Source organism: Pseudomonas putida, from assembly GCF_002741075.1.
In the GTDB taxonomy this organism is placed as follows: Bacteria; Pseudomonadota; Gammaproteobacteria; order Pseudomonadales; family Pseudomonadaceae; genus Aquipseudomonas; species Aquipseudomonas putida_T.
In genome coordinates, this window is sequence record NZ_CP016634.1 from 202501 (window position 1) to 227205 (window position 24705).

Genomic DNA, 24705 nt, shown 5'->3' on the forward strand with positions numbered 1-24705 from the left:
AGTCGGAATCGCTAGTAATCGCGAATCAGAATGTCGCGGTGAATACGTTCCCGGGCCTTGTACACACCGCCCGTCACACCATGGGAGTGGGTTGCACCAGAAGTAGCTAGTCTAACCTTCGGGAGGACGGTTACCACGGTGTGATTCATGACTGGGGTGAAGTCGTAACAAGGTAGCCGTAGGGGAACCTGCGGCTGGATCACCTCCTTAATCGAAGACATCAGCCTGCTGATGAGCTCCCACACGAATTGCTTGATTCCTTGAAGAAGACGATGCTGTAACGCGACCCTGTTATAGGTCTGTAGCTCAGTTGGTTAGAGCGCACCCCTGATAAGGGTGAGGTCGGCAGTTCAAATCTGCCCAGACCTACCATTAGCTTGGTGCAGATGACTACGGGGCCATAGCTCAGCTGGGAGAGCGCCTGCCTTGCACGCAGGAGGTCAGCGGTTCGATCCCGCTTGGCTCCACCACTTGCCGTTACCTGCAGAACTTAGAAATGAACATTCCGGTGTGAATGTTGATTTCTGACTTTTGTCAGATCGTTCTTTAAAAATTCGGATATGTGATAGATAGACTGATGACCACTTTCACTGGTGGGCCATCAGGCTAAGGTAAAATTTGTGAGTTCTGCTCGTAACTGAGCAACATGCGAATTTTCGGCGAATGTCGTCTTCACAGTATAACCAGATTGCTTGGGGTTATATGGTCAAGTGAAGAAGCGCATACGGTGGATGCCTTGGCAGTCAGAGGCGATGAAAGACGTGGTAGCCTGCGATAAGCTTTGGGGAGTCGGCAAACAGACTGTGATCCAGAGATCTCTGAATGGGGGAACCCACCTAGGATAACCTAGGTATCTTGCACTGAATACATAGGTGCAAGAGGCGAACCAGGGGAACTGAAACATCTAAGTACCCTGAGGAAAAGAAATCAACCGAGATTCCCTTAGTAGTGGCGAGCGAACGGGGACCAGCCCTTAAGTTGGTTTGAGATTAGTGGAACGCTCTGGAAAGTGCGGCCATAGTGGGTGATAGCCCCGTACACGAAAATCTCTTGTCAATGAAATCGAGTAGGACGGAGCACGAGAAACTTTGTCTGAACATGGGGGGACCATCCTCCAAGGCTAAATACTACTGACTGACCGATAGTGAACCAGTACCGTGAGGGAAAGGCGAAAAGAACCCCGGAGAGGGGAGTGAAATAGAACCTGAAACCGTATGCGTACAAGCAGTGGGAGCCTACTTTGTTAGGTGACTGCGTACCTTTTGTATAATGGGTCAGCGACTTATATTCAGTGGCGAGCTTAACCGAATAGGGGAGGCGTAGCGAAAGCGAGTCTTAATAGGGCGTTTAGTCGCTGGGTATAGACCCGAAACCGGGCGATCTATCCATGGGCAGGTTGAAGGTTAGGTAACACTGACTGGAGGACCGAACCGACTACCGTTGAAAAGTTAGCGGATGACCTGTGGATCGGAGTGAAAGGCTAATCAAGCTCGGAGATAGCTGGTTCTCCTCGAAAGCTATTTAGGTAGCGCCTCATGTATCACTCCAGGGGGTAGAGCACTGTTTCGGCTAGGGGGTCATCCCGACTTACCAAACCGATGCAAACTCCGAATACCTGGAAGTGCCGAGCATGGGAGACACACGGCGGGTGCTAACGTCCGTCGTGAAAAGGGAAACAACCCAGACCGTCAGCTAAGGTCCCAAAGTCATGGTTAAGTGGGAAACGATGTGGGAAGGCTTAGACAGCTAGGAGGTTGGCTTAGAAGCAGCCATCCTTTAAAGAAAGCGTAATAGCTCACTAGTCGAGTCGGCCTGCGCGGAAGATGTAACGGGGCTCAAACCATGCACCGAAGCTACGGGTATCACTTAGGTGATGCGGTAGAGGAGCGTTCTGTAAGCCTGTGAAGGTGAGTTGAGAAGCTTGCTGGAGGTATCAGAAGTGCGAATGCTGACATGAGTAACGACAATGCGAGTGAAAAACTCGCACGCCGAAAGACCAAGGTTTCCTGCGCAACGTTAATCGACGCAGGGTTAGTCGGTCCCTAAGGCGAGGCTGAAAAGCGTAGTCGATGGAAAACAGGTTAATATTCCTGTACTTCCAGTTATTGCGATGGAGGGACGGAGAAGGCTAGGCCAGCTTGGCGTTGGTTGTCCAAGTTTAAGGTGGTAGGCTGAAATCTTAGGCAAATCCGGGATTTCAAGGCCGAGAGCTGATGACGAGTTGCCTTAAGGCGACGAAGTGGTTGATGCCATGCTTCCAAGAAAAGCTCCTAAGCTTCAGATAACTGGGAACCGTACCCCAAACCGACACAGGTGGTCGGGTAGAGAATACCAAGGCGCTTGAGAGAACTCGGGTGAAGGAACTAGGCAAAATGGCACCGTAACTTCGGGAGAAGGTGCGCCGGCGAGGGTGAAGGACTTGCTCCGTAAGCCCATGCCGGTCGAAGATACCAGGCCGCTGCGACTGTTTATTAAAAACACAGCACTCTGCAAACACGAAAGTGGACGTATAGGGTGTGACGCCTGCCCGGTGCCGGAAGGTTAATTGATGGGGTTAGCGCAAGCGAAGCTCTTGATCGAAGCCCCGGTAAACGGCGGCCGTAACTATAACGGTCCTAAGGTAGCGAAATTCCTTGTCGGGTAAGTTCCGACCTGCACGAATGGCGTAACGATGGCGGCGCTGTCTCCACCCGAGACTCAGTGAAATTGAAATCGCTGTGAAGATGCAGTGTATCCGCGGCTAGACGGAAAGACCCCGTGAACCTTTACTATAGCTTTGCACTGGACTTTGAGCTTGCTTGTGTAGGATAGGTGGGAGGCTTTGAAGTGGGGACGCCAGTTCTCATGGAGCCATCCTTGAAATACCACCCTGGCAACCTTGAGGTTCTAACTCAGGTCCGTGATCCGGATCGAGGACAGTGTATGGTGGGTAGTTTGACTGGGGCGGTCTCCTCCCAAAGAGTAACGGAGGAGTACGAAGGTGCGCTCAGACCGGTCGGAAATCGGTCGTAGAGTATAAAGGCAAAAGCGCGCTTGACTGCGAGACCCACACGTCGAGCAGGTACGAAAGTAGGTCTTAGTGATCCGGTGGTTCTGTATGGAAGGGCCATCGCTCAACGGATAAAAGGTACTCCGGGGATAACAGGCTGATACCGCCCAAGAGTTCATATCGACGGCGGTGTTTGGCACCTCGATGTCGGCTCATCACATCCTGGGGCTGAAGCCGGTCCCAAGGGTATGGCTGTTCGCCATTTAAAGTGGTACGCGAGCTGGGTTTAGAACGTCGTGAGACAGTTCGGTCCCTATCTGCCGTGGACGTTTGAGATTTGAGAGGGGCTGCTCCTAGTACGAGAGGACCGGAGTGGACGAACCTCTGGTGTTCCGGTTGTCACGCCAGTGGCATTGCCGGGTAGCTATGTTCGGAAGAGATAACCGCTGAAAGCATCTAAGCGGGAAACTTGCCTCAAGATGAGATCTCACTGGGATCTTGAATCCCCTAAAGGGCCGTCGAAGACTACGACGTTGATAGGTCGGGTGTGTAAGCGCTGTGAGGCGTTGAGCTAACCGATACTAATTGCCCGTGAGGCTTGACCATATAACACCCAAGCAATTTGCTTCTGCAGATTGCGGTGGTGAAGACGAAAGAACCGAAAGTTCGCAACCACAAAGATCACATATCCGAATTGGCTGGAGTGTTCACGAGACATTTCGGCAACCGAATTTCTTGACGACCATAGAGCATTGGAACCACCTGATCCCATCCCGAACTCAGCAGTGAAACGATGCATCGCCGATGGTAGTGTGGGGCTTCCCCATGTGAGAGTAGGTCATCGTCAAGATTCATTTCGCAAAACCCCTATCTGCGCGAGCAGATAGGGGTTTTGTCTTTGCGCCCTTGTAACACACGCTACCTCTAGGCTGGAGCAAGCCCACCCTTGCAACGGCGAACCCTGCCTTTACAGCAAATATCTTTTGCTCGTCTGCTACCTCACGTCGCCTCATCGTAAGTGCGACAATATTGCTGACACATTACGTGACTTCCCCGTACCTACCCTGCGTCAAGGCTTAGGTTCGGGGCGATCCTGGCACCCGGACCGAGCGATGCCAGCGCACCGTGCTGCGCATTTCTGGACTTACCACCGTCCTATCACTTGAGGTAGCAAGCAAGATGGCCAAGGCCGCCGATGTCGTTGTGCAATGCCTGGAAAACGAAGGCGTCGAGTATGTGTTCGGCATTCCCGGCGAGGAAAACCTCGACCTGCTGGAATCCCTGCGCAAGTCGAAGATCAAGCTGGTCCTGACCCGTCATGAGCAATCCGCGGGCTTCATGGCCGCCACCTACGGCCGCCTGACCGGCAAGACCGGCGTCAGCCTGTCGACCCTCGGCCCTGGTGCCACCAACCTGGTGACCGCCAGCGCCTACGCCTACCTGGGCGGTATGCCGATGATGATGATCACCGGCCAAAAGCCGATCAAGAAGTCCAAGCAGGGCCGGTTCCAGATCATCGATGTGTGCGGCATGATGGACCCCATCACCAAGTACACCCACCAGTTCGCCTCGGCCGACAACATCCCGGCCCGCATGCGCGAAGCCTTCCGCCTGGCTGAAGAAGAAAAGCCAGGCGCTGTGCACCTGGAACTGCCGGAAGACATCGCCGCCGAGCAGACCGATGCCATGCCGATCCAGCCCAGCCTGCACCGTCGCCCGCTGGCCGAGCACGTGGCCATCGAAGCGGCCGTCGAGAAACTGCGCACCGCCCGCAGCCCGATCCTGGTGATCGGCGCCGGTGCCAACCGCAAGATGACCGCCAAGGTTCTCAAGCAACTGATCGACAAGACGGGCATTCCATTCGTCACCACCCAGCTGGGCAAAGGTGTGGTGGACGAGCGCCATCCAAGCTTCCTGGGCAACGCCGCGCTGTCGTCCGGCGACTTCGTGCACCGCGCCATCGAAGCGGCCGACCTGATCATCAACATCGGCCACGACGTCATCGAGAAACCGCCATTCTTCATGGTGCGTGGCGGTACCGAGGTCATTCACGTCAACTTCCGCTCCGCTGAAGTCGACGCCGTGTACTTCCCGCAGATCGAAGTGATCGGCGACATCGCCAACGCCGTCTGGCAGATTGCCGAAGGCCTGGGCGACACCTCGCATTGGGACTTCACCCGCCTGCTGGCGATCCGCGAAGCCAACGAAGCGCAGATCGCCGAAGGCAAGGACGACGACCGCTTCCCGGTGTACCCGCAGCGCCTGGTCGCCGACATCCGCCGCGTCCTGCCGTCCGAAGGCATCGTGGCCCTGGACAACGGCATCTACAAGATCTGGTTCGCCCGCAACTACAAGGCCCACAAGCCCAACACCGTGCTGCTGGACAATGCCCTGGCGACCATGGGCGCCGGCCTGCCGTCGGCCATGGCGGCGCACCTGGTGTACCCGGACCGTCCGGTCATCTCGGTGTGCGGTGATGGCGGCTTCATGATGAACAGCCAGGAGCTGGAAACCGCAGTCCGCCTGGGCATGCACATCACCGTGGTGATCCTGCGTGACGACGGCTACGGCATGATCCGCTGGAAGCAGGCCAACATGGGCTTCACCGACTTCGGCCTGGATTACGGCAACCCAGACTTCGTCAAGTACGCCGAAGCCTACGGTGCCAACGGTCACCGCGTCGAAAGCGCCGAAGGCCTGCTGCCGCTGCTCGAGCACTGCATCAAGACCCCGGGCGTACACGTGATCGACTGCCCGGTGGACTACAGCGAGAACGACCGCATCCTCAACCAGGAACTGCGTGAGCGCGCGCTGGCGGTCTAACGGTTGACGCCCTGTCGCGGGACAAGCCGCGCTCCCTCAGGCATTACACCTTTGGGAGCAGGGGTTGTCCCGCGATTGCTATTGTTCAACCCATAATTCCCTCAACGCCTTCCCCCATGTGCTAGGGTGCACCCAAATTTCCGCCCTAGGACACTCATCATGCTGCCCGCCCTCAGTGAAAAAGAGCTCGACCGTCTTGAAGACTTGCTGATCACCTACGGCAACGACTATTCCGTGCTCAACCTGGCCGAGCTCAACGGCTTTTTCACGGCGTTGGCCAGCTCACCAAATGCAGTCATTCCCGAACTATGGTTGCCTGCTGTCGCCGGTGGCAAAGTCCCCAAGTTCAAGAAGCCGGCCCATGAGGAAGCCTATACCGCGCTGATGCTGCGCTACGCCAATCAGGTGGCTCAAGCGCTGGCTGATGATCTTGAGCACTTCGAGCCATTGTTCGAAGAAAGCGAAGGCGAAGAGGGCCCGGCGATCATTCTCGAAGAATGGTGCTTCGGCTACATGCGCGGCACCCAGGTGGCCGAATGGAGTGAGCTGCCGCCGGAGCAGGATCGCTTGCTCAAGGCCATTTCCCTGCATGGCTTGGAAGACAATTTCGAGTTGCTCGACTCGATGAGTTTCGATGAGCACCAGGCCTGCGTGCCGCAGGTGGTCGAAGCCGCGCGCGGGTTGTACCTGTATCAGAAGCGGCAGCGGCACTGAGCATGGACCTTGCCGCCGCGCTGTAGGCGCGCACCTGTCCTGCGGTAGGGACCACGATTGTTCCACTTGCCGAAATACTGGATTGCTTCCCGCACTGATTCTGCTGCCCACCGATCCAGTGCAGCATGTCCTCCAGCAGCGCCACTCCCGGCGCTGATCCGGAGCCCAGAACATGCCAAGCCCGATCAAACTCTATAACTTCCCCAAGTCCGGCCATGCTCACCGCATCGAGCTGATGCTGTCGCTGCTCGAACTGCCCACCGAACTGGTCTTTGTCGATCTGGTGAAGGGGGAGCACAAACAGCCCGAGTTCCTGGCCATCAACCCCTTCGGCCAGGTGCCGGTGATCGACGACAACGGTATCGTCATCGCCGACTCCAATGCCATTCTGGTGTACCTGGCCAAAGCCTACGGTGGTGAACGTTGGCTGCCTCAGGATCCGGTCGGTGCCGCTCGGGTGCAACGCTGGTTGTCGGTCGCGGCGGGCCCGTTGGCCTTCGGCCCGGCGGCTGCGCGCCTGGTGACTGTGTTCGGCGCTTCGTTCAACACCGATGAAGTCATCGGCCGCGCCCACACCCTGCTCAAGGTGATGGACGCCGAACTGGCCAAGGGGCCGTTCCTGGTCGGTGACCAGGCGACCATCGCCGATATCGCTAACTACTCGTACATCGCCCATGCGCCGGAAGGCAACGTGTCCCTGGAGCCTTACCCCAACGTGCGTGCCTGGCTGGCCCGTATCGAGGCGCTACCGGGCTTCGTGCCCATGCCTCGCACCGTCATCGGTTTGCAGACCACGCTCTGAGCCCCGAGGAATGCCGCCATGCGATCACCCTGGCATGCAGGTGAAAAACGGCTACAGGAGCACGCCGGTGTTGCAGAGCGCATGGAGGCATTTGGGCAGAAGGTCATCCGTGACTACATGCCCGATCAGCATCGCGCGTTCTACCACCAGTTGCCGTTCATGGTGGTCGGTGCCGTGGATGCCGAGGGCAAACCCTGGGCGACGCTGCTCGAAGGCCCTGAGGGCTTCGTCAGCTCGCCCGATCCGCGGCAGTTGCTGATCGGCACCGAGCTTGCCGCTGACGATCCGGCCACGCCGGGTTTGGTAGCCGGCGGTGCGGTCGGTCTGTTGGGCATCGAACTACATACCCGGCGGCGCAATCGCCTCAACGGCACGATTCGTCGTGCCGATGCCGGCCGATTGGAGGTGGTGGTCGAGCAGTCGTTTGGCAACTGCCCGCAGTACATTCAGTTGCGCGAGTACACCCGTGTCGACCAGCCACCGCAACCGCGCCGGGATTTGGTGGCGCTTGATGCCGGCGCTCGCGCCATGATCGAGAGTGCCGATACGTTCTTCGTTGCCAGTTATGTCGAACCTGAAGGCGGCCAGCGTTCAGTGGATGTCTCTCACCGCGGTGGGCGCGCCGGTTTCGTGAGAGTCGAGGGCAACCGCCTGACCATCCCCGACTATGCCGGCAACCTGCATTTCAACACGCTCGGCAATCTGCTGGTGAACCCGATCGCAGGCTTGTTGTTTGTGGATTTTGTGAGCGGCGACGTGCTGCAGGTGGTCGGGCGAGCCGAGGTGATTCTCGACAGCCCTCTGATCAGCGCCTTCGAGGGCGCTGAGCGAATCTGGACCCTGGATGTCGAACAGGCAGTGTTTCGTCCCGCTGCCGTATCGCTGCGCTGGACGTTCCACGAGTACGCCCCCACCAGCCTCATGACCGGTACCTGGGCGCTGGCCGAGCAGCGCCTGCAACAGCATGAGCGGCAGCGCCAATGGTTGAGCTGGCGAGTGCTGCGCATCGAGCAGGAAAGTCGCGATATCCGGTCGTTCTATCTGCAACCCGAGGATGGAACTCCCGTGACCTTTGCGCCCGGTCAGCATATTCCCGTGCGCTTGCGAATCGATGGGCAGACGCCGGTGATCCGCACTTACAGCCTGTCCAGCGCGCCCTCCGATGGCGAGCTGCGTATCAGCGTCAAGGCGCAGGGGCTGGCCTCCCGGTATCTGCATCAACAGCTGAAGGTCGGTGATTTGCTGGAGGTGCGCCTGCCCATGGGTAGCTTCACCCTGGATCAACACAGCATACGGCCCCTCGTGCTGATCGGTGCAGGCGTGGGCATTACGCCGCTGATCGCCATGCTCCGCGAGCAACTGGCCAGTGGGCAAGGGCGATGCATTCATCTATTCCACGGCGGGCGAACCTTGGGCGACCTGCCATTTAAGCAGGAACTCGCCGCGCTCCAGCGGCAGTCCAACGGCCAGCTGCATATCCACCGCGCCTTGAGTCAACCGCAAGCACATGCGGTGCACGGCCGCGACTACACCTTCGCCGGCCGACTGAGCATCGATCAGATCAAGGCCACGCTGGCACTGGATGACTACGACTTCTATCTCTGTGGCCCGGCCAGCTTCACCCAAGACCTGTACGAAGGCCTGCGCGGCGTGCACGTGCCCGATGCGCGGATCCATGCCGAGGCCTTCGGCCCCTCGACCCTGCGTCGCCACTCCGACGGCAATCAGCCCACGCTACAACAACCGCCGCCTGCCAATGAGCCGGTACCGGTGTACTTCGCCAGTTCCGCGAAGGAGGCACATTGGGTACCCGACAGCGGCTCGCTGCTGGAGCTGGCAGAGCGCCGCGGCCTGTCGCCGGAGTTCAGTTGTCGAGGCGGGTCCTGTGGCACCTGCAAGACTAAACTGGTGAGCGGACAGGTCCACTATCCGATCCCGCCCGCCGAACTGCCCGAGCCTGGCAGCGTGCTGATCTGTTGCGCCATCCCGGCTGAGCCTGAGGACGCTGTGCAGCCCTTGGTGCTGGAGCTCTAGCGTCAGCGCTGGAATAATCGCTCCAGGACAACGCATGGGGCGCGGCATGGACCAGATTCACCTGATGAGAGTGTTCGTGGCCGTGGGCGAGCTGGAAAGCTTCGCCGCAGCGGCCCGCCGTCTGGCCATCTCGCCGGCGGCCGTGACCCGCGCGGTCACTGCGCTGGAGGAGCAGCTCGGCGTCAAGCTGCTGCTGCGCACCACCCGCAGCGTGCGCCTGACCGAGGCCGGCGGCCGTTACCTGGAAGACACACGGCACATTCTGGCGAGTATCGTCGAAGCTAACGAAGCCGCCGCCGGCATCAACGCCTCCCCCAAGGGTGACCTGGCGGTGACGGCCCCCATTCTGTTTGGCAAGAAATTCGTCATGCCCTGCATCGTTCGTTACCTGCAGCAGTATCCCGAGGTGGACGTGTCGGCGTATTTTCTCGACCGCGTGGTGAATCTGGTGGAGGAGGGCATGGACGTGGCCGTGCGCATCGGCCAGTTGCCGGATTCCGGGCTCAAGGCAGTGCGTGTAGGCCAGATGCGTCGGCTGCTGTGCGCCTCGCCTGAGTACCTGGCGCGTCATGGCACGCCGCGTCACCCTTCTGAGTTGCACAGGCATCAGATCATCGCCGCCGGGGCGCTGTCGCCGCGCACGGACTGGCGTTTCGGCGCGATCGACGACCCGACGTTGGTGCGCATGAAGCCGCGCCTGACCGTGACCAGCAACGACGCCGCCATCGCTGCGGCCAGCGCAGACCTCGGGATTGCCCGCTTGTTGTCTTATCAGGTGGCGGATGAACTGGCGGACGGGCGCCTGCAGGTGATCCTGGCCGAGTACGAGGAAGCCTCCTGGCCGATCCATATCCTGCATCGGGAAAGCAAGTACGGCTCGACCAAGGTGCGCACCTTCATCGACATGTTGGCCGAGCATTTGCGCAGCCAGGCCCATCTGGCCTGATCCCTCACCAACACCCTTCACAATGGCCGTAGCACGGTCCTGTGGGCTGGCGAAGCCTGCGAAGGGATACAAAGCAGCCCCGCTATCCGGAAAGGCGGCACTTGCCCAGCAGCTCGAGCCAGTGGATGAAGCCTCCCCGAGGCGCCACAAGCCTGTCCCAGGAAGGAACGCCGACTCGACCTGCGCCTGCATCACCTCGCTCTGCGCCACCAGCCGTACACGCAATTTCGCGCAGTGCTCCTCCATGTACCCCCGACCAATGAGTTCATCCAGCACCCGCTGCGCCAGGCTCGACACGCCAATTTGTCAGCAGCGCAAGTCCGTAGGAGTGGCCTTGTGCCGCAGTGGAGCGCGAAGCGGTCCCAGAGATCTCAACGCCCATCAGGACGGCATAAATAAAAAAGGCTGCCCGTGGGCAGCCTTTGTGGGGAGCAGCGCTCATTCTCATTGGACTGAGAAATGTCACTGAGGAAAATCAAGGGCTGGCGAGGAGTTTATCGCTTGGAGCGAAATTCAATTTCCACTATTGTGTGAAATTTAGCGATTTTTTATCACTTATTTGTGAAATGACTATTATCAAGGGAAAGTATGCCCCGGCATCGTCGGATGGCTCGGCGTCTGACCTACGATTTTAACCTATTTACTTCGTTGCGATGTAGTAGGCGGACAGTCGGGACATATCCTGGCTCCCCTGGCGATATTGGATTGATTTTTCCCATTCTCACAAGGTTGGTCGAATATCCGATGGGGCCGTCGAGCATCTCATCTGCCTCGCAGAGGCTAACGAACGATAGGCGGTGTTCTTTCAGTTGCGTTAGTCGGTTTTGAGGTATAAAGACCTTGGCACCCAAGCGCAGGTGCTCTACGAAACCGCTTTGGACAAAACGCCGAGAGAAGGTTTGCGGTGACATTGATAGTTCTCTTGCACAGCTTTTTAGCGTAAGCATTCTCTCCAGCAGGGCTTTGGTGCTGAGGACCGAACTCATCGTGAATCTCCGTTTTGCTCCCTGCACACGCGTGAGATGGCCAAGGTCGTGTAGGTGCTTAAGATCATGCAGGGACACTTGCAGCATACGCGCGGCGACAGCACTGACGCATGAATCGTCTGGCTCAGGGGCGCCGCAGCTAGCGGAGGCTCTTTTTCTGCCAGACATGGATTTATAACGAACCAAGCCTTGGAGCGTTAGGAGTAGCTCCTGACCAAGATCCGTGCGCCGATAGATGGTTACTAGGCCACCGTCGATCAAAGGGCCTGATACTGGCTGCACTCCGAGGTGAAGCAGCTTGGCAGAGAGCGTGGTGCGAGGAAGTGCCAGCTCATCGGCAAGCTGACCGATGAATATGAAATCGGTCGAAAATTGAGCAACAGATGCCGCATTGATCAAAATTTTACCACGTGGACCTTTCTTTAGATGGGGCTGTATAAACCCATTGGAGAGCGCATTGCGTGCCGCCTCAGGATATACTCCGAGCCGGACTGCGGCCTCCTCGATAGTGATGAGGTCGTTGTGGTCGTCACTATGAAGAGCCTCTGGAACACTGGATACGGTATTTGGTGCGTGCTGCTGTGATTCCAACAATTTGCACAGGTTGATCGCAGAATAGATCCAACGTACTCCTTGTTGCTTCTTTCGCTGAACCAGATTGCGTGACAGCAGTGACTTGAGATTTTTGGTAGATACATTCAAAGCCTTCAGCATTTCATCTTGATAAAGCTGTAGCTCTGAACAACGGCATGAACCAATGTGCTCGTTCTTGGGGACTTCGGAAATGAGCAAGCGAGAGATTTGATTTCTGATCCATACGTCAGTAGCGGTCATCCAAGGCGCCATGAGTGCTCGAACCGGCAAACAGGGGTACTTTTTGCTTGCGAGAGCGAGCACCTCATTGAATGTTTGCTCATCGCAGTTGGCGACGCATGCCGCCATTTCGAGAATCATCAAGCGCTGGGGGTGTGCTTCATAGCGAAGTGCCCGCAGTGCAAACATAAAACGGTCCAGTGCATCCTGGTCCCCTCTTCTGAAGAAGTCCAGAACCAGATGGGAGGCATGAGACTGAGAGGCTGCGGTAGGACTAATGCAGAGATCGAAGCCGCAGCGGCAGTGGTTACCCACCAACTGGGTCCATTGAATCGGCTTCTGGCAGTTAGGGCAGGCGAACTCGTATCGACATTCATGGTAGGGGCAGGTGTCCAGCCAGATGAGGTCTTGAATCGCGCGATGACCAACGTTCCGAAGGCATTCTGGGCAGAAACAGTAGGCTTCGGCACGGATCGATGCCGCTGGGACTAGCAGTCCCATCACTTCCACCGGACTTTCGCTTGTGGGGCCTCTCTGGGTATAAAAGCTTCGTCGGAATTGCCCCCCATTGAGAGCGGTGTTTTTGCTGAGTTCAGTGACTAGTTTCGAGTGTCGCATTTGCCATGCAAAGGGTTGTCGAGACTCCTTGGAGCCCATGGCTCTGGCCATTGCAGTGACTGAGCCGAACCCATTGGCCAGCGCGGTACGGATCAGGACATTGCGTGGACTTTCTTCGTCAGATCCATGAGCGAGGAAAAAAAGCTTCATTAACTCATCCTCCCGGCGATGATTCGGTCGAGCGACGCCGGGGGCAAACGGAAGGGATTATTGGGGCATTTGGCGGTTGGGATGAACGACAGGTCCACCGCTTTTGCGAGATCTTCATGGGTAAAGCATCCATCGTCCCGTAGGAGAGCGGCTTTAAGGGCATCGCTGAGCAGTTGCCTAATCCCATTCATGTTTCCGCCGCTGGCCAAGTACATTGCCTTTAGGTGTTGATCCGCGCAGATGTTCATACAGCTTGTGAACTCGCCAACCTCTTTCAAGGTGTTTCCCAGTGCACGGAGGGTTTTGCTGAATACCGATTTTGGATCTAGCGTCGAGTAGGTAAATTCGGTCATTTGGTGACGATAAGGATAGCGTCGAGAAAGTTGCGGGTGGGCATTGATGATCTCTTCGCAACGTGGTATGCCAACAATAGCTATAGGGACGAGGGTTTCGTTCAAGAGAGTGCGAACCCAGTCGCAGACCTGCTCCCTTGATTTTTCAGCACCTTTTCTGAGCAGATTATCGAATTCGTCAAGGACTATCAGTTGTGTTTGGCAAGTTTCTAGCAAAACAACAAGACGGTTAAAAAGTGTCGAGTTATTACCTGAGGTATTGGTGGATCCCAGCTTTTCAAGCATGCTAACAGTCAGCGTTTTTATGGTTGCTCCAGCATTGAGCGAACAGTAGAATGCCGGCACAATCTCTCTGGTTCCATGCTCATCGGTAACGACGCTTCTTGCACCGAAACGGCTCATCGCAACCTTGCAAACAGTAGACTTCCCTGTACCAGGCTCTCCAACGATGAGCGCAGAGGCTGGCTCACCGCGCACCTGAGTGGTTTCTACGCTACGATAAATGCAATCAAGCGCTTGGGTGTACTCAGGGTGGCTGACAATGCACTCTGCGAACTGCGATAGTTTGTCGGTAATAGTTTTGGTCATGGTTTCTTCCTGGGTAGTTGAATGGTTTGATAGTCGTCTTCCTCGGAGTCATCGACTTCGTTACCTCGGATGTCTTGTTTGATAAGGGCATTGTCAGTTTCCTGGGACTCTAGCTCGTGATCATGGTCTGGATAGAATTCGTGGGTAATATCAAGAGAGCGCTGTTGGATTAGCGCGTCTTGCAATTGCTGACGTTTGCGTCGTTCGCTCCGTGTTTTTCCGTTGCTGATTTCTGTGTGAATTCTGAGCAGGGCTTTTCTTGCGTCAGTTTCGTCATACGCTTTTTTCTCAGCCTTGAATTTTTCTTGCACAAGTTCGTGCTCGTACATCGATAGGCCATATTGATAATCAGTGACTGCGTCAGCTGTGTAGAAAACGTGGCTTCCCGGTGCATGTACATAGGCAGTGCCGAGGTCAGAGCGGTCATACAAAACCTCTACAGATTGGCCCGCTCCAACCACCTCTGCGAGGTGTGAGAGGCCGGGTCCGGTCCAGGCCAAATTTTTATGTCTAACTCGTCCTTTGTTAATTGTGCAGCGGAAGCTTGCCATGCACAGAAAAGAAACGTTTTCCGGCGAGAAGACCTTTGGTGGGTTAATCGGGTCGATGCTTTGCTTCCACATCTCTAGCGTTGGAAGGCTGCGCTGACCGTGCCTTCGCTTGTGATAATAACTGTGTACCCAATCTTCAAAAATATTCCGCAGTTTTGCCAACGTGAACGTTGCTTCGGTTGTGGAGTTGTAGTCACCTTTTTCTGCTGGGTTTGATTTTGTTGTCCCCTCTAGACAATGAATTAGCTGTTTGTTGAGCGTCTTGAAAAATGACTCAATAAACGGCTTTTGATCAGGTTGTCCTCGTGAGCAAAACCTTATTTGGAAGCCAAGTCGTTGGGCAGTTGCTAGAAGGGAGGCGTTGTAGAATTCGGAACCGTTGTCAACGACCAACTCCTCAGGTAGTCCGGCTGGAGAGCCATCCTCCCGTTCAGTCAGTGCATGGCGCAATGCGCTAGCGGTCTTCTCGTAGCAGGGCGGTGTCATCGACAACGACCAACCAATTAGTGCTCCCGAGTAGGTATCTATGAGCATAGTCAGATAGGGTCTACCAATATTCAGGCCAAAGTCGTCGACTAGCTCAACATCTAGTTCTTGCGTATCGGCCTCAACTCTTGCGAGTAGGCGGCGTGAACAGTGAATGCTAGTGCCAAACTTATGTTTATTGGCAGCTGCTTTTTTCCCCAGGCGTGCGCAATCGGCCACATATGTGGGAATAGCATTCACTGCGCGGTAAAACGTCGCTGTTGAAGGAATGTCTAGATCCGTCGTTCGGTCTTCATTCAAAACCTCGATATGGCCTCTCATGAGTTGGTAGACGCAGGAGGCTGGTAGCCGGGTTGGCGTCAAATAGTAATTTTTTATGTAGGTTTGCATAATGTCGAGGGCCTCTGGTTCGAGCCTCTTAGCGCGCTGGCATTTATTCTGCGGTGCCTTTAGTAGCGCAAAAATATTCTGACCGCTCTCTACGTAGCGTTTCATCAGATTGTATATTTTTGTGTATTTTGGCGGCTTTGGGTCGCCGCGTTCTGATGCTAGATTCTGCAACTCAGCGAGAGTGCTCTCACGTGGCAGTGAACCATGAAATTTTTCGTGTAGCTTGCGAATGTAGTAAGCGATATTGTCCAGTTTGAGTTGTTCAGAAGCATCGAGATGGATCATTCTTAGTGCTTCGGTTTCATTCAAAATGGCACTGCGAGCAGGGACCAGTTGTCCCTGTTGTAGGCGCTTATCAACTTCACTGTCAAGGAGGTTTATCACTCCCTTGTGGTTGACGCCTCGTAGCTGAAAGTAGCCATTGTAAAAGCTAACTACTTCCATCAGTTCACCATTGAACAGGTAGCGAGCGCCCAGGCGCACTTCATGACGCTTTTCCATGCCCTTATCTCCAGTGAACTCGGCTGTCTTGGGTGAGGGGCTTGCTCCAGTCGAGATGCAGGTCCTGATTGAAAATCGCCGCAGCTATCGCGCCAGGGGAAGGTGGCGAAGGCAGGTCCAGTAGCTCGCGAATGCGCAACGGCGGAGTCAGGGCACCAAGTCGGTCACGCAGGTAGTCGAGTTCCAGCGGCGAAACGGCTCGTGACTGGTTATAGGTCTGGATCAGGTTGTTCAAGAGTGGCTGGTGGCGTATTTGTCGCTCTGTCAGCAGTTCGAAGTCAGCGCCTCGGGATTCGACGAGCTGCTTGGCTGCTTGGTAGAGGGCAAGGGACTTCGGTTTTTGAAAGACGTTGTCGGGTTTTACCTCAACAAAGCGGATGGGCCTATCTGCGTACTGAACGACGAAATCTGGCACGTAGGTGTGAGCCTTGCCCTCTACCAGCACGTGCAGCCGCTCGGGTTGTTCTCGGTAGGCTATGACATTCCGATCCTGTTCCCAGTGAAAACAGGCGTCTGCTTCCAGCCGTGTTTCACAGATAATCAGCAAGCCATTCTTTCGAGAGGGAAAGACCGTGGTTTGTTTCCCATATTTGCTGCGCCCAATCAATCTTTCGGGCGAAGGGAGGCCGCCGACAGAACTGCGGATTTTTTTCATGATGTATACCCTATTGGTAGCGTTACTTAGGCTGGTACTAAGACATCAGCTTGTCAAACGGCTGTCAGATAGATGGTCATAACATCATGGTTCGGTCCTGGTCGGTTCGTTTACTATATTGACTAGTTGATGAGAAAAGCGGGTTAATCAAGGGTTTGAAAAGTTATATCTATATTTTCCTATTATTATTTTATAGAAAGCACGGAGCATGGCCTGACGAATGGCTAGGCACCATGTCTAGTGAAACTCGGTAAGCTTACAGGTCAAGTAATTTTTCCTGCCGAAACGACAGGGGTCAGCAGAAAGCTGAAAGCTCGCTGATCAGCGATTGAGGAAGGGTAATAAGTATTGCAAGGCGAGGGGGAGTGCTTTCATTCTTGGTTCGCGCATTGATTAGATGCCGCCAGAGTATAACAAGGCTTGCTATGAAAGTCAATGGCTGGTTTCGCGTTAGAGTAGATCGCCTTTCCGCCACGGAGGGGGCTAAGGATCGCCCATGCTGCGTAGGACGGCCTATCTAGACGGTGACGCTGGTTGTGTCGAGCGGCTCAAGCCAGCTCCAGACTGTTTCCGCCAAGGCTAACCATGCGGAGGTTACCGGAGAGGTCGTGGACTTGGCTAATCGGTGAATGGTCATTGAACTTTAACTAATAGTCCTATGGGCCTCAAAAGTTGACAAGTACTTTCGGTATACTAAATTTACAATGCTGACCAAGGGCAAATTCTTCCCAAGGTAAATCAATATGTTGATGCCGCGTCAAAATATTGTCCTCCTTTTGTTCTGCTCCGATATTCGTAAGCTGACGATTCGGGATCCTGAAATTTTGCTGGTTCAACCCCATGATCTCCCCGATTTTCCAGAGCGTGGGGTGGAGCTGATTTCGTTCAAGTATAGACGTGAGGTGGTGCAGCTGAGTTTGCAGTTGACGCTGCTTTTAGGGACCTGTGTGCGAATTTACCCCATTGGCGAATGCACCAAGGGTAAGCTGAAGAGAAAGTTATCCTCCGCCCAGGGATTATATCGGGTGCTGACATTGTGGCACCTGGATCAGAACTCTACGTGTCATTAATGACTAGATCGTAAATCTAGATTTTTCGTAAACCTACAAAGTTTACAAGAAGACCAGGTTTACGATCGGGAAACAGGTGAAGCAAATGCAAGGGAAGGATTGGACGCAGCAGATCAAGGCTCTGGACCTCGACCTCGGCCCCGATTTTGCTGGTTGGCAACGTTTCGCCAATGCTTTACAGCTTGCTGCGCTAGATTACGACTTCAAACTCACCCTTGTACGGCCCATGGATGGTTATCTCAGGATTGAGGAGCCATTCGCGCCACTGCATATACAGACCTTAGCCATGGCAGTGGAATACGTGACCGACGCGATTTGCCAGCGCTGTGGGAAGCCTGGGCCGCAGCGTCTGGTAAGCGCGAGGCGCGTTTGGAAACTCTGCGCTCGCTGCCAGACAGACTTGGCGATGCGAAATGAGTAATCCAAATCCAACTTGTGTCGGTTGTGGCTGTGTTCTCCTGACCGAAGACCTCAGCAGCACTTGGGCTATAGCTACCCATCCTGCGCAGGGGGAGGGGGTACTAAGGCTGTGCGAGCGATGCACTGCTCGCGTCGCAATGGCCCTTTGGCCTCAGTTGATTGCGCTGGTAACGCCTACCACCGAGTGCCCAGAAGACGTTCTGGCCATAGTTGGAGTCATTTATCAGGTTATGGCGTTCTTCAGGTACGATCAATCGTGCGCTTCGCGTTGGTTCTCATCTCCTGTCATCGGTCTTGCTGGGCAATGTCCCAAAGACCTCGTTCAAAGTGAAGCAGGCCGCCAAGAGATCTTGAGGTTGCTTGGGCAGTTGGCGCATGGTGTGCCGCCATGAGCCAACTTGAACCGTTGCCCTTGGGGGGCGGGCGATAAGTCGGCCTGCAAGCTAAGGGCCTCTCACCGTAATCCTATTGTGTCCCAGTTGCGTGGTCGGAGTGGGCCTCCGCAAAGGGCTGTCAGTGAGCGCTGGCAGGACCCAGGCAAGCCTCGATCATTTCCGCGACGTCAAGCAAGCGCTCGCGCAAAGCGGGAAGCCAGACGACTGCCACGGACGAGTTCCGCTGCGCCAATTCAAGCACCGCCTGAAGGGCATGGTCGGAATGCCGCATTAATTCAATCAAATGAAGGCCGCTAGGACCATGGCTGCCCGCCAGCCAATGCTTAGCCGTGCGTTCACTGGCATCAGTCCAATGGCGCAGCGTCTTAATGGCGCGGTGTGACGTGCCCAATTCGGTGCGTAAGGCAGCAGCTAGGGCACCGGCGTAGGTTTGCGCACAGATTGGAAATGAATTACCCATTTTCGTGATCATCTTTCCGTATCTCCTCTTTATATTCGTGAGTAGCGCATCTGAAGTAGGCCGGTAGGTGTGGTGCGGTCTACGGCTTGGTATGGGTGTAGACCCCAAGTCGCTGAGGGGCATCGATCAACAAATGAGACGAGCACATCTATCCACGACCGGGGGCAGCAATAGAGCTGCTGTCTATGTCCGCATGTCGACGGAGCACCAGCAGTACTCCACTGAAAACCAGCTGGATGCCATTCGCGTTTATGCGGCAGCACATGAGCTGGAGATCGTCCGGGTGTACACCGATGCGGGGAAAAGTGGCTTGAGCCTGGATGGTCGGGAGGCTCTTCAGCAGCTACTTCGAGACGTCGATGCGGGTCAGTCCGAGTTCTCTGTAGTTCTGGTCTATGACGTAAGTCGATGGGGGCGCTTTCAGGACCCTGATGTCAGCGCCAGCTACGAAGTTCGATGTCGGCAGGCGGGGGTCAGGGTCGAATATTGCGCCGAACAGTTCGTTAACGATGGCTCACCGGTATCCAGCATCATCAAGAGTGTTAAGCGCATGATGGCTGGTGAGTACAGCCGTGAGCTGTCCGTCAAGGTGTTTGCGGGGCAGTCGCGCTTGATCCAGCTGGGCTACCGACAAGGTGGCCCGGCTGGATATGGATTGCGTCGCCAACTTATCGATCAGACAGGGCAGCCTAAAGCAATCTTGGATCGGGGAGAGTACAAAAGCCTTCAGACGGATCGGGTGATCCTCACGCCAGGTCCTGAGTCCGAACAACAGGTCGTTCAAGATATTTACCAGACCTTTGTCAGGGAAGGTCGAACCGAAGCTGAAATTGCAACGCAACTGAATCGGCGTGGACTTCTTACAGACTTCCAGCGACCGTGGACACGGGGCGTAGTGCATCAGATCCTGATCAACGAAAAGTACATCGGTAACAACGTCTGGAATCGCACTTCTGGCAAGCTGAAACAGCCCCGTACACCCAATCCAGTTGATCAGCTGGTGCGGGCCGACAGTGCCTTCTCCTCAGTGGTTGACCATGCGTTGTTTCTCGCGGCGCAAGCCATCATTCGAGCGCGGTCACGGCACTGGACTGATGAGCAAATGCTGGCCACGCTGAGGCAACTATTTGCGGAGCGAGGTTGCCTGTCTGGGTTGATCATTGATGAGCAGGAGGATTGCCCCTCCAGCAGTTGTTATCGCCAGCGCTTTGGTAGTTTGCTACGTAGCTACAGCCTGATTGGCTATTCCCCCGCACGGGACTACAGCTTTCTGGAGGCTAATCGCCGGCTGCGAGAACTGTATCCGCACATCTTGGCCGACACGCAGGAGCGCATTCGTCTTGTCGGAGGGCGCATTGCGGTCGACCCCCAGACTCAGCTGGTTTGGGTTAATGATGAGTTCTCGATCTCGGTGGTGCTGTGCCGCTGTCAATGTTCAGAGTCAGTGCGCAGGCGTTGGCAGCTACGCTTCGATTTCGGTTTGTTACCTGACCTTACTGTCGCTGTTCGCATGCTCCCCGGTGAGCAGCAGGTGCTTGATTACTACCTCTTTCCCATGATCGATTTGGCGGCACCTCACCTGCGTCTGGGAGATACTAATCCGCGCGAATTGGAACTCTACCGGTTCGACAGCTTGGATATCCTGGCGGCCCTGAGTCGACGTATACCCCTGGGGAGCGCTGCGTAATGGCCACATCGGGAGAACATCTTGCACTTCATGTGGCGCAGGCGGCGCCTATTGCGCAGATCCCACTCGCGGATGTTCGCGTGCTCAACCCGCGTAGTCGCAATCAACAGGTGTTTGCACGCCTGGTAGAAAACATTGCGAGTCTGGGGTTGAAACGACCGATCACGGTGACCCGCAACGGTTCGAGTTTCGATCTGATCTGTGGACAGGGGCGCTTCGAAGCCTTCAAGGTCCTGGGGGAGTCGGCCATTCCGGCGGTCGTGGTGACGGCGGCTGAAGCGGACTGCTATCTCATCAGCCTGGTAGAGAATCTGGCGCGACGTAAGCACTCGAACCGCGACTTGCTGATGGCGATCAACGTACTGCACGAGCGTGGTTACTCCATCAGGCAGATTGCCCAGAAAACCTGCTTGGACCGTGCCTATGTTGGCGGCATTCTGATCCTGTTGCGGCAAGGAGAGGAGCGCCTGATCGCTGCCGTCGAAAAGGGCTGGCTACCGATTAAAGTCGCGATCCATGTGGCACGGTCTGACGATGGCCAAGTCCAGGCCGCCATGGTCGAAGCCTATGAAAGTGGATTGTTGAAAGGAGATGAACTCATCAAGGTGCGCCGTCTGATCGACCGAAGACGCGTTCTTGGCAAAGGCTATGGTAGGCAGCATGGAGGCGAGCGCATGACCACTCCTCGCCAGCTGCTGACTGCCTATCAGACTGAGGTGCGCCGTCAGCGCCTGATGGTGAAGAAGGCGGACATCGGTGAGCAACGATTGCTCTTCGTCGTTACCGCATTGCGTCGGTTGTTGGCCGATGAATTTTTCCGGTCAATGTTACGCAGTGAAGGTATTGATGATATGCCGCAGGTATTGGCCGAGCGTATTCAGGGGGACGCATGACTGTCGTCAAGCGTGCCTTTGAGCCCGATTTGATTACCGTCCGCTTACCGCTGATCTTGCCCTCTCGCCAAGTCACCCACGATATGCTGACGTCCGTCAAATACGCGGCGATTTTGGCCTCCATCCGTGAGTTGGGCGTGGTCGAGCCGCTCGCGGTGCATCCCGAGCCGGTTCACGGAACGGGAGGGGAGCCCTGTTATCTACTGTTGGATGGTCATTTGCGGCTAGCTGCGCTCGCACAGTTGGGGGCGGAAGACGCGTTGTGCCTGTTGGCGACAGATGACGAAGGTTTTACCTACAACCGGCAGGTCAACCGACTTACCCCGATTCAAGAGCACAAGATGATTCTGGAGGCGATTCGCAAAGGAACGACCGCCGAGCGGATTGCCGAAGTCTTGAGCATCAACGTTGGACGCATCCGCGAGTGCCAGCATTTGCTGCGGGGGATTGCGCCGGAAGTCGCTGAGATGCTGAAAACGCGAATGGTCAGTCAGGCGGTCTTTCGCGTGCTGCGCAAGATGAAGCCGATGCGCCAGATCGAATTAGTCGAGATGATGATGTCGGCTAACTGCTTTACTGGCCGCTACGCCGAAATGGTCTTGGCCGCAACGCGTCCTGAACAGCTGGTCGAGGCAAAGAAAGTCAGTGAGGGCGTGACTGCTGAAGACATTGCACGCATGGAGCGGGAGATGGAAAAGCTCTACCACGACTACCGGTTGGTTGAAGACACCCTTGGCGAAACCATGTTGGTACTCGTGGTTGCCAAAGGCTATGTGTCTCGCATGCTGCGCAATCAGACTATCGCCGCTTACTTGGAGCGTTTCGAGCCTGACCTGGTGCGGGAGCTGGCGGGGATTGTGGAGGCGGTCACCGCCGATGCTCGTAGTCTGGAGCGTGAATAATCCTCTCTGCTGTGCTGTGCTGTGCTGTGCTGTGCTGTGCTGTGCTGTGCGGCGGCGCGCGCCAGGCACTCACTGAGCGGCGCCAGCAAACCGCATCTCGGGTGAGGCTCCGGTTCATCGCACGGTCGGCCTGTATCGCGGGGGCGATCCCCGGAGGGATCGCCCCCGCGTAAGCAGAGCCGCTACTACCGGATCGGCATTCGGCCGCAAAGTAGTGTTGCTGCTTCTGAGTGGTAGGTGATCATTCGTGTTTGGGCCAGATCGTCAGTGCTATGTTGGCGAGGGTATGGGCTCGGGCTGAAATCGCGGCTTCATCCCACGCAGAGGTAGCAATCAGTGGGACATTGAGGCGCAGGCTGGTGTTAGCAATCAGCTTGTCGCGTTTCGCCGCGAAATCGCAGTGTTGCGCCGCCCTATTGACGCTGAGGTTCAGCAGCGTCAAGTTGCCTAGCGTTGGGATGCTCTCATGCCGCTCACGAATCAGGAGCTGCCAGGGCGTCAACGTGCCGCCAGAGCGCACAATCACTTCGATATCCGACTCGTCGCTGTCGGCTGCCACGCTGCCATCTTTCAGCGGCCAGTGGGCGTGCCAACTGCGTGGCAAAATATGGTCGATATCAAGCGCTGATAGGTTTGGCAGTTCGGGCTCTTCGCTTTTAACGGATAGCCGTAAACCGCCCTCTAGCTCCGTTAGCAGCGAACGGGTTTTCGCGGTATCCAGCCGGCCTGGGTACAACGGTGCGCTGACGCAGGCGTTACGGAATTCGGCGTCGTCGGGCCAACGGGAAGCATCTCCGTTGAGTGTACTCAGATAGTCGCCGAGGACCCCGCTGGAGATCCCTGATTTCGTCAGGTGACGTAGCGCACTGAGGAAGATGTTGTTGTAGTTTTTGGGCGTCAGTCCACAGACAGCGCGGCGTACCACGTAGGACACCAGGCAATTGAACATGCAGGCTTTGTCCGCCTCAGGCACTTGCGCAGTCGAAATCAGCAGGGCCAGCGGGTGGAGCGTCGTGACATCATACGCCGCAATACGACGCCCAAGACGAGCAATGAGGGAGGAGCCGGAGGTGCTGATCAGTTCGCGGTAATGTTCCGCGTATTGGGTCAGGGTCACCAACTGATGGTCTGCGGTTTTGGCTGGAGCCTCGGCTGCGTAGCGCCGGTATTCGTTGTACAAGCGTGACAGATCAATCTCACTGCCCATCTCTGCTTGCAGTGTGGCGTGGATCAACCACTCCAGGCGGGGCTTGTTCAGGCGGCCACGACGCTGCTTGGTAGACCAGTAGTCTTCTTCGAACGGTAGCCACTGCTTGTCGTAAAGCGCTTGGGCATCGACTTTATCTTGGTCGGCGCGCATGAAAATGTAGTTGCGGATCAAGTCCGTGGCATGCAGCTCTGCGCCCCGTCCATTGAGCGTTTCAAAAATCACCTGGGCATCGTCCTCGGCTTCCAGCGAAATGCTGACCAGCTTGAGGTCTTGCAACACCGCCATGATGAGGCTTTCTGCATAGGCGGCGGCCAATTCGTTTCCTGAGCGAATCCAGCGTATGAACTCATGGGTAAAGAACCAGATCGCGGCCAGTGCAGGTGGGTGATCATGGTGCTTGCGCAGGCTGCCGTGCTGCGTGAAATGGGCCGGGTATTCGCTCCGGAAATCGTCCAGACGCTGGATGCCGAGGCTTTTGATGAAATGGGGGCGGTCGCGGAAGGTCGGCCACAGCTTATAGCGCTCCATTTTGGGGTCGCGCATGGTTTCTTCGTTGTTGTTTTGCATGCAGCCGATCACGCTGGGCTCAAAGGCCTGAATGCCGGTTGCACGTAATGCGAGCAGGAGTGACGCCAGCACGTACTGAAGCGTGGTCAACCGTTGCTGGCCATCAATGATGTGCAGGGTGTCGACGCCCATCAGCCCGTCTTTGGCTTGGGGTTCGAGGACCACCGCCCCCAGGAAGTGCGGTGTGATGCTCAGGCCGGATACCCGTGCCTGGGCTTTTTCCTGGATGTCCTGCCACAAGGCATTCCATTGATTGCGCAGCGTCCACACATAGGCGCGCTGGTAGAACGGTACACAGTACTGGCGGCGGTCTTGGAAAAGCTGGCGCACGGTGAGCGTTTCGGATTTCATGGCGTCCCCTTGATGGTCTGCGCATTCTGGCCTGTGCGGACCATGGCGTCACTAGGGCGGGGCGACTGTCGCGTGCTGCGTGTAATTTGACCTTATGGTCAATCAGCCCCCACATTTGGCTCGCACCTGGCGGCAGTCCCGCTTGGACCTGGCGATCATGCCCCCGGTCGGTGGTCGACCGGAAGGGGACCAACTGGTTGCGGCACGCGGCAACCACTAGCCTGAGTGTTTAGGGCAAGAGCTGCCGGGGCTGGATAAGACGAAAAAAGCGGTGGAGCAGGACACGCTGGTAGCGCTGATCGAGAGCGGGGCGGCGCGGGAGTTTCGCGCCAGCCGTGGACCGGGTGGCGA

Annotated in this window: 17 protein-coding genes, 2 tRNA genes and 3 rRNA genes (1 of these 22 only partly in view); 16 read left to right on the forward strand and 6 right to left on the reverse strand. The window is 56.2% G+C overall.

Annotated features, from left to right (window positions below; translation table 11 throughout):
• The 10 genes from IEC33019_RS01265 to IEC33019_RS01310 all read left to right on the forward strand — a co-directional run.
• Positions 1 to 210, forward strand: a 16S ribosomal RNA gene (locus IEC33019_RS01265); it begins 1327 nt to the left of the window's first position.
• A gap of 85 nt (positions 211 to 295) precedes the next feature.
• Positions 296 to 372, forward strand: a tRNA-Ile gene (locus IEC33019_RS01270).
• Positions 373 to 394: 22 nt separating this feature from the next.
• Positions 395 to 470, forward strand: a tRNA-Ala gene (locus IEC33019_RS01275).
• A gap of 234 nt (positions 471 to 704) precedes the next feature.
• A 23S ribosomal RNA gene (locus IEC33019_RS01280) occupies positions 705 to 3595 on the forward strand.
• Between the two features lie 128 nt (positions 3596 to 3723).
• Positions 3724 to 3839 (forward strand): 5S ribosomal RNA (gene rrf / locus IEC33019_RS01285).
• The 16S, 23S and 5S rRNA genes sit together here with 2 tRNA genes alongside, the layout of an rRNA operon.
• Before the next feature lie 329 nt (positions 3840 to 4168).
• A complete protein-coding gene (locus IEC33019_RS01290) occupies positions 4169 to 5812 on the forward strand; it encodes an acetolactate synthase large subunit (RefSeq protein ID WP_099592774.1) in 1644 nt (547 codons plus the stop codon).
• Between the two features lie 159 nt (positions 5813 to 5971).
• Complete coding sequence (locus tag IEC33019_RS01295; RefSeq protein WP_070091762.1) at positions 5972 to 6526, forward strand: UPF0149 family protein; 555 nt, start codon at positions 5972 to 5974, stop codon at positions 6524 to 6526.
• 172 nt (positions 6527 to 6698) lie between these two features.
• Positions 6699 to 7328: a glutathione S-transferase family protein gene (locus IEC33019_RS01300; RefSeq protein ID WP_070091761.1), complete on the forward strand. Its 630-nt coding sequence runs from the start codon at positions 6699 to 6701 to the stop codon at positions 7326 to 7328.
• Between the two features lie 18 nt (positions 7329 to 7346).
• Positions 7347 to 9362 (forward strand): pyridoxamine 5'-phosphate oxidase family protein, encoded by a 2016-nt coding sequence (locus tag IEC33019_RS01305; RefSeq protein ID WP_070091760.1) that lies wholly within the window; start codon positions 7347 to 7349, stop codon positions 9360 to 9362.
• 46 nt (positions 9363 to 9408) lie between these two features.
• Positions 9409 to 10308 (forward strand): LysR family transcriptional regulator, encoded by a 900-nt coding sequence (locus tag IEC33019_RS01310; protein WP_070091771.1) that lies wholly within the window; start codon positions 9409 to 9411, stop codon positions 10306 to 10308.
• 623 nt (positions 10309 to 10931) lie between these two features.
• On the opposite strand, the gene IEC33019_RS01320 is transcribed toward IEC33019_RS01310, so the two are convergent.
• From IEC33019_RS01320 to IEC33019_RS01335, 4 genes are read right to left on the reverse strand one after another with little or no spacing between them, the layout of a single operon-like run.
• Entirely contained in the window at positions 10932 to 12875 is a 1944-nt protein-coding gene (locus IEC33019_RS01320) for a TniQ family protein (RefSeq protein ID WP_099592776.1), read from the reverse strand.
• Positions 12875 to 13816: a TniB family NTP-binding protein gene (locus IEC33019_RS01325; RefSeq protein ID WP_004576814.1), complete on the reverse strand. Its 942-nt coding sequence runs from the start codon at positions 13814 to 13816 to the stop codon at positions 12875 to 12877. The genes IEC33019_RS01320 and IEC33019_RS01325 overlap by 1 nt, the downstream gene beginning before the upstream one ends.
• On the reverse strand, positions 13813 to 15744 hold the full coding sequence (locus IEC33019_RS01330) for a DDE-type integrase/transposase/recombinase (protein ID WP_099592777.1): 1932 nt from the start codon (positions 15742 to 15744) through the stop codon (positions 13813 to 13815). Before IEC33019_RS01330 ends, IEC33019_RS01325 begins: the two co-directional genes overlap by 4 nt.
• A 4-nt stretch (positions 15745 to 15748) precedes the next feature.
• The gene (locus IEC33019_RS01335) at positions 15749 to 16399 is read right to left on the reverse strand and encodes a TnsA endonuclease N-terminal domain-containing protein (RefSeq protein ID WP_099592779.1); all 651 of its coding nucleotides are present in this window, start codon (positions 16397 to 16399) and stop codon (positions 15749 to 15751) included.
• A gap of 743 nt (positions 16400 to 17142) precedes the next feature.
• On the opposite strand from IEC33019_RS01335, the gene IEC33019_RS01340 reads away from it, so the two are divergent.
• The 3 genes from IEC33019_RS01340 (at position 17143) to IEC33019_RS28035 (ending at position 18281) form a co-directional block, all read left to right on the forward strand.
• Positions 17143 to 17469, forward strand: a complete 327-nt coding sequence (locus IEC33019_RS01340; RefSeq protein ID WP_004576817.1) for a hypothetical protein — start codon at positions 17143 to 17145, stop codon at positions 17467 to 17469.
• Positions 17470 to 17554: 85 nt separating this feature from the next.
• Positions 17555 to 17890 carry a hypothetical protein gene (locus IEC33019_RS01345; protein ID WP_099592782.1) on the forward strand — a complete coding sequence of 112 codons (336 nt, stop codon included), beginning with the start codon at positions 17555 to 17557 and terminating at the stop codon, positions 17888 to 17890.
• A 229-nt stretch (positions 17891 to 18119) separates the two neighbouring features.
• The gene (locus IEC33019_RS28035; RefSeq protein WP_349814583.1) at positions 18120 to 18281 is read left to right on the forward strand and encodes an MbcA/ParS/Xre antitoxin family protein; all 162 of its coding nucleotides are present in this window, start codon (positions 18120 to 18122) and stop codon (positions 18279 to 18281) included.
• A 121-nt stretch (positions 18282 to 18402) separates the two neighbouring features.
• Here IEC33019_RS28035 and IEC33019_RS01355 read toward each other — a convergent pair whose 3' ends face one another.
• Positions 18403 to 18756 carry a hypothetical protein gene (locus tag IEC33019_RS01355; protein WP_099592785.1) on the reverse strand — a complete coding sequence of 118 codons (354 nt, stop codon included), beginning with the start codon at positions 18754 to 18756 and terminating at the stop codon, positions 18403 to 18405.
• A gap of 121 nt (positions 18757 to 18877) precedes the next feature.
• On the opposite strand from IEC33019_RS01355, the gene IEC33019_RS01360 reads away from it, so the two are divergent.
• From IEC33019_RS01360 to IEC33019_RS01370, 3 genes are read left to right on the forward strand one after another with little or no spacing between them, the layout of a single operon-like run.
• Positions 18878 to 20431: a recombinase family protein gene (locus tag IEC33019_RS01360; protein WP_099594109.1), complete on the forward strand. Its 1554-nt coding sequence runs from the start codon at positions 18878 to 18880 to the stop codon at positions 20429 to 20431.
• On the forward strand, positions 20431 to 21324 hold the full coding sequence (locus tag IEC33019_RS01365) for a ParB/RepB/Spo0J family partition protein (protein ID WP_099592787.1): 894 nt from the start codon (positions 20431 to 20433) through the stop codon (positions 21322 to 21324). Before IEC33019_RS01360 ends, IEC33019_RS01365 begins: the two co-directional genes overlap by 1 nt.
• Entirely contained in the window at positions 21321 to 22226 is a 906-nt protein-coding gene (locus IEC33019_RS01370; RefSeq protein WP_099592788.1) for a ParB/RepB/Spo0J family partition protein, read from the forward strand. The genes IEC33019_RS01365 and IEC33019_RS01370 overlap by 4 nt, the downstream gene beginning before the upstream one ends.
• A gap of 241 nt (positions 22227 to 22467) precedes the next feature.
• Here IEC33019_RS01370 and IEC33019_RS01380 read toward each other — a convergent pair whose 3' ends face one another.
• Positions 22468 to 24354 (reverse strand): DUF262 domain-containing protein, encoded by a 1887-nt coding sequence (locus IEC33019_RS01380; protein ID WP_099592790.1) that lies wholly within the window; start codon positions 24352 to 24354, stop codon positions 22468 to 22470.
• Positions 24355 to 24705 lie beyond the last annotated feature (351 nt).